This is a genomic window from Bacteroides cutis (assembly GCF_900241005.1).
GTDB classification, from domain to species: domain Bacteria; phylum Bacteroidota; class Bacteroidia; order Bacteroidales; family Bacteroidaceae; genus Bacteroides; species Bacteroides cutis.
The window spans coordinates 303,562-318,070 of record NZ_OEST01000004.1; the positions used below are offsets into that span (position 1 = coordinate 303,562).

A 14,509-nucleotide genomic window follows, 5' to 3' on the forward strand; every position below is an offset into this window, starting at 1 on the left:
TGTAATCGTAAACAGCAGCCTTGTAATTAGTAACTTGTAATTAGTAATTAGAGAAATGAACAAAACATTATATACAATTATCGTTCATTCGGAGAATTTCGCCGGTTTGCTGAATCAAGTGACGGCTGTATTCACCCGTCGCCAGATAAATATAGAAAGCTTGAATGTTTCGGCATCTTCCATTAAAGGAGTACATAAATATACCATTACCGCGTGGACAGATAAAGATACTATCGAAAAGGTGACAAAGCAAATCAGTAAAAAGATAGATGTACTGCAGGCTCACTACTTTACGGATGATGAAATCTATCAGCATGAAATTGCGCTTTATAAAATAACTACGCCTACACTTGAAGAAAAGCCGGAGGTTTCTAAGGTAATACGCAAGTATAATGCCCGGATTGTAGAGGTGAATTCCGTGTTTTCCATAGTGGAAAAGAATGGTATGAGTGAGGAAATTACCAACTTATATGAAGAGTTGAGAACTTTGGATTGTGTGCTCCAATTTGTGCGTTCCGGTCGGATAGCTATTACAACCAGTTGTTTTGAGCGGGTAAATGAATATCTGGCAGACCGTGAAGCGAAATATCGTCAAAGTAAAGAACAACAAGAATAATGAGTGAGAATAATAAAATAGGTACATATAAATTTGTGGCGGAACCGTTTCATGTGGATTTTACCGGGCGTTTGACCATGGGTGTGCTTGGTAACCATTTGTTGAATTGTGCTGGATTTCATGCCAGTGACCGTGGCTTTGGTATCGCTACGTTGAATGAAGATAATTATACGTGGGTTTTGTCTCGTCTGGCTATTGAATTGGATGAAATGCCTTATCAGTATGAAGACTTTTCCATTCAGACTTGGGTAGAGAATGTATATCGTCTTTTTACGGATCGTAACTTTGCAATTATCGATAAGGATGGTAAGAAGATTGGTTATGCGCGCTCGGTATGGGCAATGATCAGTATGAATACTCGTAAACCTGCCGATTTGCTGGCGCTACATGGTGGTAGTATCGTAGACTATGTCTGTGACGAGTCTTGCCCCATAGAAAAGCCTTCGCGTATTAAGGTGACGGCTACGGAACCCTCTACCATTTTGGAAGCTAAATATAGTGATATCGATATCAACGGGCATGTAAACAGTATTCGTTATATTGAGCATATCCTTGACCTGTTCCCGATAGAATTTTATAAAAAGAGCAGGATACGCCGTTTCGAGATGGCATACGTGGCAGAGAGTTACTATGGCGATGTGCTCACTTTCTATAAGGATGATGTTGGTAACGGTGTGTATGAAATAGAGGTGAAAAAGAATGCCGGAGAGGTGGTATGTCGTTCGAAAGTGATATTTACAGAGAAATAAATATATTAATCAATCAGTTGGCGTAAGCCACAAATAAAAATTAAACAAAAAATGGCACAATTGAATTTTGGTGGTGTTATGGAAAATGTAATAACCCGCGAAGAATTTCCTTTGGAAAAAGCACGTGAGATTTTGAAAGATGAAACAATCGCAGTTATCGGTTACGGTGTGCAGGGGCCTGGTCAGGCTTGCAATTTGCGTGACAATGGCTTCAATGTAATTGTTGGACAGCGTCAAGGTAAAACTTTTGACAAAGCGGTGGCTGACGGATGGGTACCGGGTGAAACTCTGTTCGGTATTGAAGAAGCTTGTCAGAAAGGTACTATTATTATGTGTTTGTTGTCTGATGCAGCTGTAATGTCTGTATGGCCGACTATCAAACCTTATTTGACTCCCGGAAAGGCTCTTTACTTCTCGCATGGTTTCGCTATTACTTGGAGTGACCGTACAGGTGTTGTTCCTCAAAAAGATATTGATGTTATTATGGTGGCTCCTAAAGGATCGGGCACTTCTCTCCGCACCATGTTCCTTGAAGGTCGTGGCTTGAATTCTTCATACGCAATCTATCAGGATGCTACCGGTAAGGCATTAGACAGAACTCTGGCACTGGGTATCGGTATCGGTTCTGGTTATATGTTTGAAACAACTTTCGTTCGTGAAGCTACTTCTGACCTTACCGGTGAACGTGGCTCTTTGATGGGTGCCATTCAAGGATTACTGTTGGCTCAATATGAGGTGCTGCGTGAAAATGGTCATACCCCTTCTGAAGCATTCAATGAAACAGTTGAAGAACTGACTCAGTCTTTGATGCCTTTGTTTGCTAAGAATGGCATGGACTGGATGTATGCCAACTGTTCGACTACTGCTCAACGTGGTGCTCTGGATTGGATGACTCCGTTCCACGATGCTATCAAACCGGTTGTTCAGAAATTGTATGCAAGTGTGAAGAGTGGTAATGAAGCTCAGATTTCTATCGATAGTAATTCTCAGCCTGATTATCGTGAGAAACTGAACGAAGAACTGAAAGCATTGCGCGAAAGTGAGATGTGGCAGACTGCTGTTACCGTTCGTAAACTCCGTCCGGAAAATAACTAATTCTTGTTATATAGGATAGAACAGATGAGAAAAACTTCCCTGTAAATAGTATTATAGGGAAGTTTTTTTTATATATTCTATCAATTTCTTATAAAAAACATGATAGCTCAATGTTGTTGCTTCTCCTAATATCACCAGTTTCATTCGTGCTCTTGTTATAGCTACATTCATTCGGCGCAGATCATTCAGAAATCCGATTTGGCCATCTTCGTTTGCTCTTACCAGACTGATGAAAATAATATCACGCTCTTGTCCTTGAAAACCATCGACGGTATTTACGGTGAATAGATTGCGGTAAGGACGGAGGGCAGAACTTGTTTTAATTTTATTCCGGAGATATTGTACCTGTGCTTTATAGGGGGAGATTATTCCGAAATCAATTCGTTCATCCAGAATACGGTCACCACCTATCCGCTTGATATAGGTTTCCAATTCTTGTAGTAGCAACTTGGCTTCTTCTTTGTTGATACGTCCAAACGTTTCACCAACAAACTCTTCTTTGAAATCCATCTCCGATGTATCAATCCAACTGATGGACGTATCCCAATCCAATATACCCCGATGACGTATTTCTGGCGCAGCCTGGAGTTCACCATTGTAGAACCAGTCGGAAGAGAAACGCATGATGTCTTCGTGCATCCGATATTGTACTTTTAATAAAGAAACGACAGCAGGTTTATTGGCAACTACTTTTTCCATTAATGTACGTTCCAATCCACTACGGGCGGCTTCATAACATTTTATAGTAGGAGGAAGTTGGCAATGATCTCCTGCCAATATTACTCGGTCGGCTTTACGGATGGCTATCCAGCAGGCAGCTTCCAAAGCTTGAGCGGCTTCATCAATAAACAAGGTACCGAAATGTTGTCCATTCAGTAGGCGATGATTACTACTGACAAGGGTTGAGGCGATGACATGGGCACTGTCAAACAGATCAGCATTGATTTGAATTTCCAATGCCGTAGCACGGTCGCGAAGGCGGCTCATCCGATTACGTACTCCTTCCCGTTCTTCATAACTACCTCGGCGGGCATGTCCTCCCATTTCACGCAAACTTTTACGGATACTCCATAATTCTGTGTAGAGGGGATGACTTTCAAAACGCCGCTCGTAAGTGAATGAAAGCATTTTATCATTGACGCGTGTAGGATTACCTATACGTAGCACATTAACGCCTCTATCTATCAGTTTCTCAGATATCCAATCGACTGCAGTATTACTTTGAGCGCAGACCATCACTTGTGGCTCTCGATGTAAGGTTTCGTAAATGGCCTCTACAAGGGTGGTAGTTTTTCCGGTTCCCGGAGGACCGTGTACGACGGCTACGTCACGGGCACATAGTACTTTGTTGACTGTTGTTTCCTGATTTGAATTTAACCATGGGAAGCGTACAGGATAGAGTTCACGGAAACCGGCCTTCAATGTTCCTAATAAAATATCCCGTAATTCTGCCAATCGATTTCCTTTGGCGCGAAGCACATCTTCCAACGCTTCGAACATGGTATGATAGGAGGTCTCGTCAAAATAGAGTTGTACACCCAAATTCTCTGCTTGCTGCACTTCCATGATGGATCCTGCACTGGGCATTACTACTACCATACGAGTTTCATCGGCATAACTGACAGTAGCAATAAAATTCATATAGGTGATTTTTCCGTCGACGGATTGACGGAAAAAAACGACGGGACGCCCGAATTCAAAATTGTGTTCTATGTCAGTCTCTTCCGAATGTGTAATTTCTATTACCAACTGATTGAGTGAATTGTAGTAACTTCGTCCAGAAGAAATAGGATACCAGCAAAGTCCACGTTTCACTTTCCGGGCAACACCCATATTTTCGGTCTGCCGTTTAAACTCCTCTTTCTCGTATTCGTATTCCATACGTAGCAAGAACTGGTGCTGCTGGAGGTGTATGATGGGAGACTGTATTTTGTTGGTCATATCTTGAGATATTATAAATGGGAATTTGCTGGGGTACTATGCCCCTAAATTATCATTAAATTTCTTACAAAGGTAATCATTCTCTCTCTTCAACAGAAGAAAAGTTTTATTTTGTTAAACATTTACCTCTTTTTATTTGTTTATAATATTAATTTGTAATCTTTACAATATTGAAAATTTAAAAACAAGTGGTTATGGTGTATGATTTGACAATGCTAAAGGCGTTTTATGCTGCTTATGCAGGGAAAATAAGACAAGCCCGAGCTGTTTTGAAACGCCCGTTGACGCTGGCGGAGAAGATTTTGTATGCTCATTTGTATAATACGGATGAAGTAAAGAATTATAAGCGTGGAGAAGATTATGTTACCTTCCGTCCTGATCGTGTAGCAATGCAGGATGCAACCGCACAAATGGCTTTATTACAGTTTATGAATGCTGGTCGCGACGAAGTTGCAGTGCCTTCTACTGTACACTGTGACCATTTAATTCAAGCTTATAAAGGCGCCAGGGAAGATATAGCTACAGCCACAAAGACCAATGAAGAAGTGTATAACTTTCTTCGAGATGTGTCTTCATGCTATGGTATTGGATTCTGGCAGCCCGGTGCAGGTATTATTCATCAGGTTGTTTTGGAAAACTATGCTTTTCCGGGTGGTATGATGGTTGGTACAGACTCTCATACTCCTAATGCTGGTGGATTGGGTATGGTGGCCATTGGGGTAGGAGGTGCCGATGCCGTGGATGTAATGACCGGTATGGAATGGGAACTGAAAATGCCTCACCTGATAGGTGTACGTCTCACCGGCAAACTGAACGGATGGGCAGCTCCGAAAGATGTAATTTTGAAATTAGCAGGTATCCTTACGGTAAAAGGTGGAACAAATGCCATTATTGAATATTTTGGTTCCGGAACAACTTCATTATCTGCCACTGGCAAGGCCACGATATGCAATATGGGCGCTGAAGTCGGTGCTACTACTTCACTCTTTCCTTTTGACGAGCGTATGGCGGCCTATCTGAAAGCTACCGGACGTGAAGAAGTAGCCGAACTGGCTGCTTCTGTAGCAGTCGACCTTTGTGCAGATGAAGAAGTGACCGATTGTCCTGAGAAGTATTACGATCGTATAATTGATATCGATCTTTCTACTTTAGAACCCTATATCAATGGACCTTTTACCCCTGATGCGGCGACTCCTGTTTCTGAATTTGCAGAAAAGGTCTTGAAAAACGGTTATCCTCGTAAAGTGGAAGTCGGACTGATAGGTTCCTGCACCAATTCTTCTTATCAGGATTTAAGTCGTGCCGTTTCTTTGGCGCGCCAAGTACAGGAAAAACGCTTGCACGTAGCTGTTCCCTTGATTGTCAATCCTGGTTCTGAACGAATTCGTACTACGGCCGAACGTGATGGAATGATTGATGTTTTCGAAAAAATAGGAGCAACGATTATGGCAAATGCCTGTGGACCTTGCATCGGACAGTGGAAACGTGAAACAGATAATCCTACCCGTAAGAATTCCATCGTAACCTCTTTCAATCGTAATTTTGCCAAACGGGCAGACGGTAATCCAAATACCTATGCTTTTGTTGCATCCCCGGAGCTGACAATGGCATTGACCATTGCCGGTGACTTGTGTTTCAACCCGTTGAAGGATATGCTGATAAACAATGACGGTATGAGGGTGAAACTTTCTGAACCAGTTGGCGAAGAACTGCCGTCACAAGGATTTGCAGCCGGTAGCGAAGGATATATAGCACCAAGTAGTGGAAGAAAAAATATTGTGGTAGACCCGCATTCACAGCGTTTGCAATTGTTGGCTTCTTTTCCTGCATGGGACGGTACTGACTTGCTGAATATGCCTTTACTGATTAAAGTACAAGGCAAATGTACTACCGATCATATATCAATGGCAGGTCCGTGGCTTCGGTTTCGTGGACATTTGGAAAATATTTCCGATAATATGTTGATGGGGGCTGTCAATGCTTTCAATGGTGAAACCAACAAGATTTGGAATCGTTCTACCAATGCTTACGAAACTGTTTCGGGTACGGCTAAATTGTATAAATCGGAAGGAATACCCTCCATTGTCGTTGCCGAAGAAAACTATGGTGAAGGTTCCAGCCGTGAACATGCTGCCATGGAGCCGCGTTTCCTTAATGTGCGCGTTATTCTCGCAAAGAGTTTTGCCCGCATCCACGAAACGAACTTGAAGAAACAAGGTATGTTGGCACTGACTTTTGTTGACAAAGCCGATTACGATAAAATTCAGGAGCATGATTTACTTTCCGTTATTGGTTTGAGGGATTTTGCTCCGGGACGTAATCTGAAAGTTGTTCTTTACCATGAAGACGGAACTAAGGAGGATTTTGAGGTACAACATACTTATAACGAACAGCAGATAAACTGGTTCCGCGCCGGTTCTGCATTAAACGCACGATAGAAAATGGAAAAAATAACCGTACCTTTTATAATGGGCGATGGAGTGGGAACTGAGGTAACCCCTTCCATGCAAGCTATAGTGAATGCCGCCATCAGGAGAGCTTATGGTGACGGACGTGGTATCGAGTGGAAAGAAGTCTTGGCAGGTGAACGTGCGTTCCGTGAAATGGGGACGTGGTTGCCAGACGAGACGTTGGAGGCTTTCCGTAAATATAAAGTGGGTATCAAAGGTCCGTTGACAACTCCTGTAGGTGGTGGTATTCGTTCTTTGAACGTAATGTTACGCCAGACACTAGATCTATACGTTTGCCTGCGTCCCATACGTTGGTACAAAGGAGTGATTTCTCCGGTGAAGGAGCCACAGAAAGTGAATATGTACGTATTTCGTGAAAACACCGAAGATATCTATTCCGGTATCGAGTGGGAAGCCGGAACGCCTGAAGCAGAGAAGTTCTACCATTTTTTGCATGATGAAATGGGAGTGACAAAAGTACGTTTCCCCGAAACAGCCTCATTCGGTGTGAAACCTGTTTCTAAAGAAGGGACGGAACGGCTGGTACGTGCGGCATGTCGGTACGCACTCGACAATCATCTGCCGTCAGTGACGTTGGTACACAAGGGAAACATTATGAAATTCACCGAAGGTGGTTTCAAGAAGTGGGGGTATGAATTGGCAGAACGTGAGTTCGGTAAGGAGATAACTGAGGGACGTTTGCTTATCAAAGATTGTATTGCTGATGCTTTCCTGCAAAATACGCTGTTGGTTCCCGAAAAATATTCCGTTGTCGCTACCTTAAATTTGAACGGTGATTACATTTCCGATCAATTGGCGGCTATGGTAGGAGGTATCGGTATTGCTCCCGGGGCTAATATCAACTACAAAACAGGACACGCTATCTTTGAAGCTACTCATGGTACTGCTCCTGATATAGCGGGAAAAGATATTGTAAATCCATGTTCCATCATTCTTTCTGCCGTGATGATGCTTGAATATTTTGGTTGGAAAAAGTCTGCCTCCCTGATAGAAAAGGCTTTGGAAAAGAGTTTTATGGAAGGACGTGCCACTGCCGACCTTGCCCGTTTCATGCCTGGTGGTGTATCTATGTCTACGTCGAACTTTACACGGGAGGTTGTGGAAAGAATTGAAAGAGAGAAAGAATGATGTATGATTTACGATATATGAAAACTGAATAATGTCATGAAGAAGGAGTATTTGATTTATAAACTTTCGGAGGACTTGAAAGAAGCCACCCGAATTGAAAACGAACTGTTCAAGAAGTTTGACGTGAAACGTGGATTGCGTAACGAAGATGGAACCGGTGTATTGGTCGGTCTGACCAAGATTGGCAATGTGGTAGGATACGAACGTATTCCCGGAGGAGGCTTGAAGCCTATTCCTGGAAAACTGTTTTATCGTGGTTATGATTTGGAAGATCTGGCACATGCGGTTATTAAAGAAAAACGTTTTGGTTTTGAAGAAGTGGCATATCTGTTGCTTTCAGGTAGGTTACCTGATAAGGAAGAGTTGAACTCTTTCTGTGAACTCATCAACGACAATATGCCGTTGGAACAAAAGACAAAGATGAATATCATTGAGCTGGAAGGAAACAATATTATGAATATCTTGGCACGTAGCGTACTAGAGATGTATCGTTTTGATCCGCAGGCTGATGATACTTCCCGTGATAATCTGATGCGACAAAGTATCGAACTGATATCGCAGTTCCCTACTATTATTGCATATGCCTATAACATGCTTCGCCATGCCACTCATGGTCGTTCTTTGCATATCCGTCATCCGCAGGAAAAACTGTCTATTGCCGAGAACTTCCTATATATGTTGAAAAAAGATTATACAGAGTTGGATGCTCGTACTCTCGATTTGCTACTGGTACTTCAAGCTGAACATGGTGGCGGTAATAATTCAACTTTCACCGTACGTGTCACATCTTCTACAGGGACAGATACCTATTCGGCCATTGCTGCAGGGATCGGTTCTTTGAAAGGTCCGCTTCATGGTGGTGCTAATATTCAGGTAGCTGATATGTTCCATCATTTACAAGAGAATATTCAGGATTGGACGAATGTGGATGAAATTGATACTTACTTTACCCGTATGCTGAATAAAGAAGTTTACAACAAGACTGGATTGATTTATGGTATCGGTCACGCAGTGTATACTATTTCTGATCCGCGTGCCGTTCTGCTGAAAGAATTAGCTCGTGACTTGGCTCGTGAAAAAGGTAAAGAACGAGAGTTTGCATTCCTTGAGTTACTGGAAGAACGTGCTATCTCTACTTTCGGCCGTATCAAGAATAACGGGAAAACGGTTTCAAGTAATATTGATTTCTATTCGGGTTTTGTGTACGAGATGATTGGATTACCACAGGAAATATTTACTCCACTGTTTGCCATGGCACGTATTGTCGGTTGGTGTGCCCATCGTAACGAAGAACTGAATTTTGAAGGTAAACGTATCATTCGTCCGGCTTATAAGAATATACTAGAAGATACGATATATGTACCTATTAACAAACGTTAGTCGTTTGAAGTAAAATAATGGAGCTTATAGGGGATGCTACCAGGTTTAATAAACCGGAAGTATCCCTTTTCTTTGGATATTTTCTTCCCAGATAAGATGAAAAATGTTTTAATAATCTTTGGAAAACGATTTGAGTATTGTAAGTTTTTTCTATATTTGCTGTATTTAAATGAAAGAATATGAGCCGGGGAGATTTTCAGGCCTTTTTATGGGTAATGAGTGTGATAGCTCTTTTTGTCTTTATTGCACTCTATTTTATAAAAGCGGGGTATGGGATATTTCGAACAGCTTCGTGGGGAGCATCTATTAATAATAAATTGGCTTGGGTATTGATGGAAGCTCCGGTCTTTTTTGTGATGTCGGCTCTTTGGATATATAGCGGGATAGGGGTGACGATACCACAATTTATTTTCCTGTTATTATTTCTGCTTCATTATTTTCAACGTTCTTTTATTTTTCCATTGCTATTAAAAGGAAAGTCTCGTATGCCGATTGCTATCATGGCGATGGGGATTGTATTCAATCTTCTGAATGGGATTATGCAAGCTGGTGGAATATTCTATTTCCCGATAAGTAAACTGTATGGGGATGGTTGGTATTATTTCCTTTCTCCATGGGCTATTGGAGGGCTTTTGCTGTTTTTTATAGGAATGGGAATAAATCTACATTCCGATTATGTGATACGTCATCTGCGTAAACCCGGTGATACAAAACATTACCTTCCGGGTAAAGGACTTTATCGATATGTCACTTCCGCCAATTATTTGGGTGAGTTGATAGAATGGATAGGGTTTGCAATATTGGTTGCTTCTCCGGCTGCATGGGTTTTTGTGTGGTGGACATTCGCCAATTTGGTACCTCGTGCTGATGCTATTTATAAACATTACCGTGAAGAGTTTGGTAATGAGGCTGTAGGGAAAAGAAAACGTATTATACCCTTTATATATTAAAAAATAAGGAATAATGAAAAGCTCAAAGTTATTTACACCTGTTACTTTCGGACCATTGACTTTGCGTAATCGTACTATTCGTTCGGCTGCCTTTGAGAGTATGTGCCCGGGTAATGTTCCGTCTGATATGTTGCTTAATTATCATCGTTCGGTGGCGGCAGGTGGTATTGGCATGACTACTGTTGCCTATGCTGCTGTTACACAAAGTGGACTTTCTTTTGATCGTCAGTTATGGATGCGTCCTGAGATTGTTCCTGGGCTTCGCAGGCTGACTGATGCCATTCATGCGGAGGGAGCGGCAGCAGGTATTCAGTTGGGACATTGTGGTAATATGTCTCACAAAAGTATATGTGGTTGTACACCGGTGGGAGCTAGCGGTGGTTTCAATCTTTATTCTCCAACGTTTGTGCGTGGACTACGTGCGGATGAACTACCTGAAATGGCGCGTGCGTATGGTCGTTCGGTAAATCTGGCACGTGAAGCTGGTTTTAATTCTGTAGAAATTCATGCCGGACATGGATATCTTATCAGCCAGTTTCTTTCACCTGCCACCAATCATCGGAAAGATGAGTTCGGTGGTTCATTGGAAAATCGCATGCGCTTCATGGATATGGTGATGGAAGAGGTGATGAAAGCTGCAGGTAATGACATGGCGATATTGGTAAAGATGAATATGCGTGATGGTTTCCGTGGAGGGATGGAAATTGATGAAACTATGCAGGTGGCAAAGCGTCTGGAGCAATCGGGTGTTCATGCGCTGGTATTGAGTGGAGGTTTTGTCAGTAAAGCACCAATGTATGTGATGCGGGGGGAGATGCCTATTCGTAGTATGACGCATTATATGACTTGCTGGTGGTTGAAGTATGGAGTACGTATGGTAGGTAAATGGATGATACCTGCCGTGCCATTTAAGGAAGCTTATTTCTTGGAAGATGCCTTGAAGTTCCGTGCGGAGTTGAAGATGCCTTTGATTTATGTAGGTGGTCTGGTATCCCGTGACAAGATAGATGAGGTGTTGGATGACGGCTTTGAGGCAGTACAAATGGGGCGCGCGTTGCTTAATGAACCGGGATTTGTCAATCGTATGCGCGAAGAGGAAAATGCGCGTTGTAATTGCAGGCACAGCAATTATTGTATTGCACGGATGTATTCTATTGAGATGGCCTGTCATCAACATCTGAATGAGAAACTTCCTGCCTGTCTTAAGAAGGAAATAGAGAGAATAGAAGCGAAAGGCTGATAACTCATTGTTAATTATCAATTATCAATTAAAAAGGTGAAACTTGCGATTATAACCGGAGCAGATGGAGGAATGGGTATGGAAATTACTCGTGCCGTGGCCATAGCTGGTTACCGGATCATTATGGCTTGCCGAAGTTTGCAGGCAGCTGAACCTAAGAGACAATTACTGATACGTGAAACGGGAAACTCGTGTATTGAGGTAAAAGAGATAAATCTTGCTTCACTTTCTTCCGTTTCTTCTTTTGCAAATGAAATATTAGAACGGAGAGAGCCGTTGAGTCTGCTGATGAATAATGCCGGTACTATGGAAACAGAACGTCGTATTACTGAGGATGGACTGGAACAAACAGTAGGCGTAAACTATGTAGGACCTTATTTATTGACTCGTAAATTGTTGCCGTTGATGGGTGAGGGGAGTCGGATCGTGAATATGGTTTCCTGTACTTATGCTATTGGTAAGATTGACTTTCCCGATTTCTTTCTACATGGGAAAAAAGGTAGTTTCTGGCGTATACCTATTTATAGTAATACGAAGCTGGCTTTGACATTATTTACTATTGATTTGGCAAATCGGGTGAAAGACAAGGGGATAATAGTCAATGCTGCGGATCCGGGAATAGTTTCCACTAACATCATAACGATGCATATGTGGTTTGACCCGTTGACTGATATTTTTTTCCGTCCTTTTATACGGACTCCCAGACAAGGGGCGGCAACTGCTATCAGTCTATTGCTGGATGAAGAGACCGGGAAACGGACAGGAACCCTAAATGTGAGTTGTCATCCCAAAAAAATATCAGAAAAATATATGCAGCATGTGCAAATGCGCCAGTTGTGGAATGAAACCGAAAGGATAGTAAAAAAATGGCTATAAGAAATTTATTATAATTATACGGACTGGTACAGATGATGGTAGTTATAATCTGTCGGGTCCGTATAATGTATAGTATATGAATTAGATTGAGAGTTCTCTCAATACATTTACTAAATCTTTCTTAATGGGCTTGTCATTTTTGATTGCTTTGGTAAAAGGAACGTAAACAACCTCGTCATGTTCAATACCGATCATAACATTGCGCTGTCCTTCCATGATGGCATCAATAGCGGCAGCCCCCATACGGCTGGCGAGAATTCGGTCGTGAGCAGTAGGACTTCCTCCACGTTGCAAGTGACCAAGGATGGTTACGCGTACATCATATTCAGGATATTCGTTCTTTACACGTTCTGCATAGTGCATAGCACCACCTGTCAGTTCACTTTCAGCAACGAGTACTATACTACTGTTCTTTGATTTGCGGAAACCATTTTTAATGAATTCTTCCAATTGGTCGACTTCTGTACTAAATTCCGGAATGATAGCTGCCTCTGCGCCGGAAGCTATGGCACCGTTCAAAGCGAGGAATCCGGCATCACGACCCATTACTTCCACAAAAAACAAACGTTCGTGAGAGGTTGCCGTATCACGGATTTTATCTACGGCATCCAGAATTGTATTTAATGCCGTATCATAACCTATTGTAGTATCTGTACCATAAAGATCGTTGTCGATAGTTCCTGGTAGACCGATACAAGGAACATCAAATTCTTGTGCAAAAATACGTGCACCCGATAGAGAGCCGTCACCACCAATGACCACTAGAGCATCTATTCCTTCTTTCTTCATATTATCGTATGCTATCTGACGACCTTCGGGAGTTTTAAACTCTTTACAGCGGGCTGTTTTCAGAATAGTACCACCTAATTGGATAATATTACTTACGTTTTGGCTTTTAAATTCTTTAATTTCACCGGTCACTAGACCTTTGTAACCTCTATATATACCTTTCACTTGTAGTCCGTTGTAAATAGCTGCACGCGTCACTGCGCGGATGGCAGCGTTCATTCCCGGAGCATCACCTCCGGATGTCAAGATACCGATGCACTTAACTGTTCCCATAACAATCTTTTTTATGTTAATAATTGGCGCAAAGATAGCAAAAAGCTAAGGCCATGACTAATAAATTACGTTAATTTGCTGTTCCAAAAGGATGACATTTTGGCTTAAAGGCGTGATTTGATTGCCTTGAATATTTCCTCCATTAACCACTTGGGCGTGGAGGTTGCTCCACATATGCCGATGGAAGCTGCTCCCATAAGCAGATTGTTATCAATTTCTTCGGCACTGTCTATAAAATGAGAATTTGGATTGACTGATTGGCATTCGTGGAACAGGATTTTCCCGTTAGAACTCTTTTTACCACTAACGAAAAATATCAGGTCGTGCGAAGCAGCAAATTTGCGGATATTCGGAATGCGATTGGCTACTTGCCGACAGATTGTGTCGTAATATTCAAAAGTGACATTCGGTGAAATATGCTCTTTAATATATTCAACGATTTTTTGAAATTCTTCCAGAGATTTAGTCGTTTGTGAATAAAGACGGATACTTTTGCTGAAGTCCAATTTCTTGGCTTCTTCTAGCTTTTCAATGACTATCGCTTTACCAGTAGTTTGTCCTACCAATCCTAGTACTTCAGCGTGACCGTTTTTCCCATATATCACGATTTGCTTATCTTCATTGCTTTCCTGTGTATACTCCTGTTTGATTTTTTTTTGCAGACGGAGTACAACAGGACAAGTTGCATCGATGATTTCAATGTTATTACGACGGGCAATGTCATAAGTTTCAGGTGGTTCACCATGAGCACGTAATAGTACTTTAACATCATGTAGATGATTGAATTCGTCATGGTTGATGGTGATAAGCCCCATTTCTTTTAGACGTTCTACCTCTCGGCTATTGTGTACAATATCTCCCAAGCAATATAATGTACCATCTTTGGCCAGTTCTTCTTCAGCTTTATTTATCGCAGTGACTACTCCGAAACAGAAGCCTGAACCTTCATCTATTTCTACTTTTATCATTTTTCTAGTTGTTGATTTATAGATAATAAATAA

12 protein-coding genes are annotated in these 14,509 nt (G+C 41.8%); 9 read left to right on the plus strand and 3 right to left on the minus strand.

What is annotated here, in order from left to right; all coding sequences use genetic code 11:
* Positions 1–55 precede the first annotated feature (55 nt).
* From ilvN to ilvC, 3 genes are read left to right on the plus strand one after another with little or no spacing between them, the layout of a single operon-like run.
* Positions 56–616, plus strand: coding sequence for an acetolactate synthase small subunit (ilvN, locus tag C1A09_RS10820; RefSeq protein ID WP_101543955.1), 561 nt, complete (start codon positions 56–58; stop codon positions 614–616).
* Complete coding sequence (locus tag C1A09_RS10825; RefSeq protein ID WP_101543958.1) at positions 616–1,365, plus strand: acyl-[acyl-carrier-protein] thioesterase; 750 nt, start codon at positions 616–618, stop codon at positions 1,363–1,365. Before ilvN ends, C1A09_RS10825 begins: the two co-directional genes overlap by 1 nt.
* Positions 1,366–1,416: 51 nt before the next feature.
* Entirely contained in the window at positions 1,417–2,460 is a 1,044-nt protein-coding gene (gene ilvC, locus C1A09_RS10830) for a ketol-acid reductoisomerase (protein ID WP_101543959.1), read from the plus strand.
* A gap of 51 nt (positions 2,461–2,511) precedes the next feature.
* On the opposite strand, the gene C1A09_RS10835 is transcribed toward ilvC, so the two are convergent.
* Positions 2,512–4,401 (minus strand): AAA domain-containing protein, encoded by a 1,890-nt coding sequence (locus tag C1A09_RS10835; RefSeq protein ID WP_233519892.1) that lies wholly within the window; start codon positions 4,399–4,401, stop codon positions 2,512–2,514.
* 194 nt (positions 4,402–4,595) lie between these two features.
* Here C1A09_RS10835 and C1A09_RS10840 point away from each other — a divergent pair, with 194 nt between their 5' ends.
* The 6 genes from C1A09_RS10840 (at position 4,596) to C1A09_RS10865 (ending at position 12,446) form a co-directional block, all read left to right on the plus strand.
* Positions 4,596–6,839, plus strand: coding sequence for an aconitate hydratase (locus C1A09_RS10840; RefSeq protein WP_101543961.1), 2,244 nt, complete (start codon positions 4,596–4,598; stop codon positions 6,837–6,839).
* 3 nt (positions 6,840–6,842) lie between these two features.
* The gene (gene icd / locus C1A09_RS10845; protein WP_101543963.1) at positions 6,843–8,000 is read left to right on the plus strand and encodes an NADP-dependent isocitrate dehydrogenase; all 1,158 of its coding nucleotides are present in this window, start codon (positions 6,843–6,845) and stop codon (positions 7,998–8,000) included.
* 36 nt (positions 8,001–8,036) lie between these two features.
* A complete protein-coding gene (locus C1A09_RS10850) occupies positions 8,037–9,380 on the plus strand; it encodes a citrate/2-methylcitrate synthase (protein ID WP_101543965.1) in 1,344 nt (447 codons plus the stop codon).
* A gap of 179 nt (positions 9,381–9,559) precedes the next feature.
* Entirely contained in the window at positions 9,560–10,330 is a 771-nt protein-coding gene (locus C1A09_RS10855; RefSeq protein WP_101543967.1) for a DUF1295 domain-containing protein, read from the plus strand.
* Positions 10,331–10,343: 13 nt separating this feature from the next.
* The gene (locus C1A09_RS10860; protein ID WP_101543969.1) at positions 10,344–11,570 is read left to right on the plus strand and encodes an NADH:flavin oxidoreductase; all 1,227 of its coding nucleotides are present in this window, start codon (positions 10,344–10,346) and stop codon (positions 11,568–11,570) included.
* A 36-nt stretch (positions 11,571–11,606) separates the two neighbouring features.
* Positions 11,607–12,446 carry an SDR family oxidoreductase gene (locus C1A09_RS10865; protein WP_101543971.1) on the plus strand — a complete coding sequence of 280 codons (840 nt, stop codon included), beginning with the start codon at positions 11,607–11,609 and terminating at the stop codon, positions 12,444–12,446.
* An 81-nt stretch (positions 12,447–12,527) separates the two neighbouring features.
* Here C1A09_RS10865 and pfkA read toward each other — a convergent pair whose 3' ends face one another.
* Both pfkA and C1A09_RS10875 read right to left on the minus strand, forming a co-directional pair.
* Positions 12,528–13,508, minus strand: a complete 981-nt coding sequence (pfkA, locus tag C1A09_RS10870; RefSeq protein WP_101543974.1) for a 6-phosphofructokinase — start codon at positions 13,506–13,508, stop codon at positions 12,528–12,530.
* A gap of 104 nt (positions 13,509–13,612) precedes the next feature.
* Positions 13,613–14,476, minus strand: coding sequence for a 4-hydroxy-3-methylbut-2-enyl diphosphate reductase (locus tag C1A09_RS10875; protein WP_101543988.1), 864 nt, complete (start codon positions 14,474–14,476; stop codon positions 13,613–13,615).
* Positions 14,477–14,509 lie beyond the last annotated feature (33 nt).

Coding starts and splice junctions, on each gene's coding strand:
- ilvN (WP_101543955.1), top strand. CDS start 56: ATGAACAAAACATTATATACAATTATCGTTCATTCGGAGAATTTCGCC.
- C1A09_RS10825 (WP_101543958.1), top strand. CDS start 616: ATGAGTGAGAATAATAAAATAGGTACATATAAATTTGTGGCGGAACCG.
- ilvC (WP_101543959.1), top strand. CDS start 1,417: ATGGCACAATTGAATTTTGGTGGTGTTATGGAAAATGTAATAACCCGC.
- C1A09_RS10835 (WP_233519892.1), bottom strand. CDS start 4,401: ATGACCAACAAAATACAGTCTCCCATCATACACCTCCAGCAGCACCAG.
- C1A09_RS10840 (WP_101543961.1), top strand. CDS start 4,596: ATGGTGTATGATTTGACAATGCTAAAGGCGTTTTATGCTGCTTATGCA.
- icd (WP_101543963.1), top strand. CDS start 6,843: ATGGAAAAAATAACCGTACCTTTTATAATGGGCGATGGAGTGGGAACT.
- C1A09_RS10850 (WP_101543965.1), top strand. CDS start 8,037: ATGAAGAAGGAGTATTTGATTTATAAACTTTCGGAGGACTTGAAAGAA.
- C1A09_RS10855 (WP_101543967.1), top strand. CDS start 9,560: ATGAGCCGGGGAGATTTTCAGGCCTTTTTATGGGTAATGAGTGTGATA.
- C1A09_RS10860 (WP_101543969.1), top strand. CDS start 10,344: ATGAAAAGCTCAAAGTTATTTACACCTGTTACTTTCGGACCATTGACT.
- pfkA (WP_101543974.1), bottom strand. CDS start 13,508: ATGGGAACAGTTAAGTGCATCGGTATCTTGACATCCGGAGGTGATGCT.
- C1A09_RS10875 (WP_101543988.1), bottom strand. CDS start 14,476: ATGATAAAAGTAGAAATAGATGAAGGTTCAGGCTTCTGTTTCGGAGTA.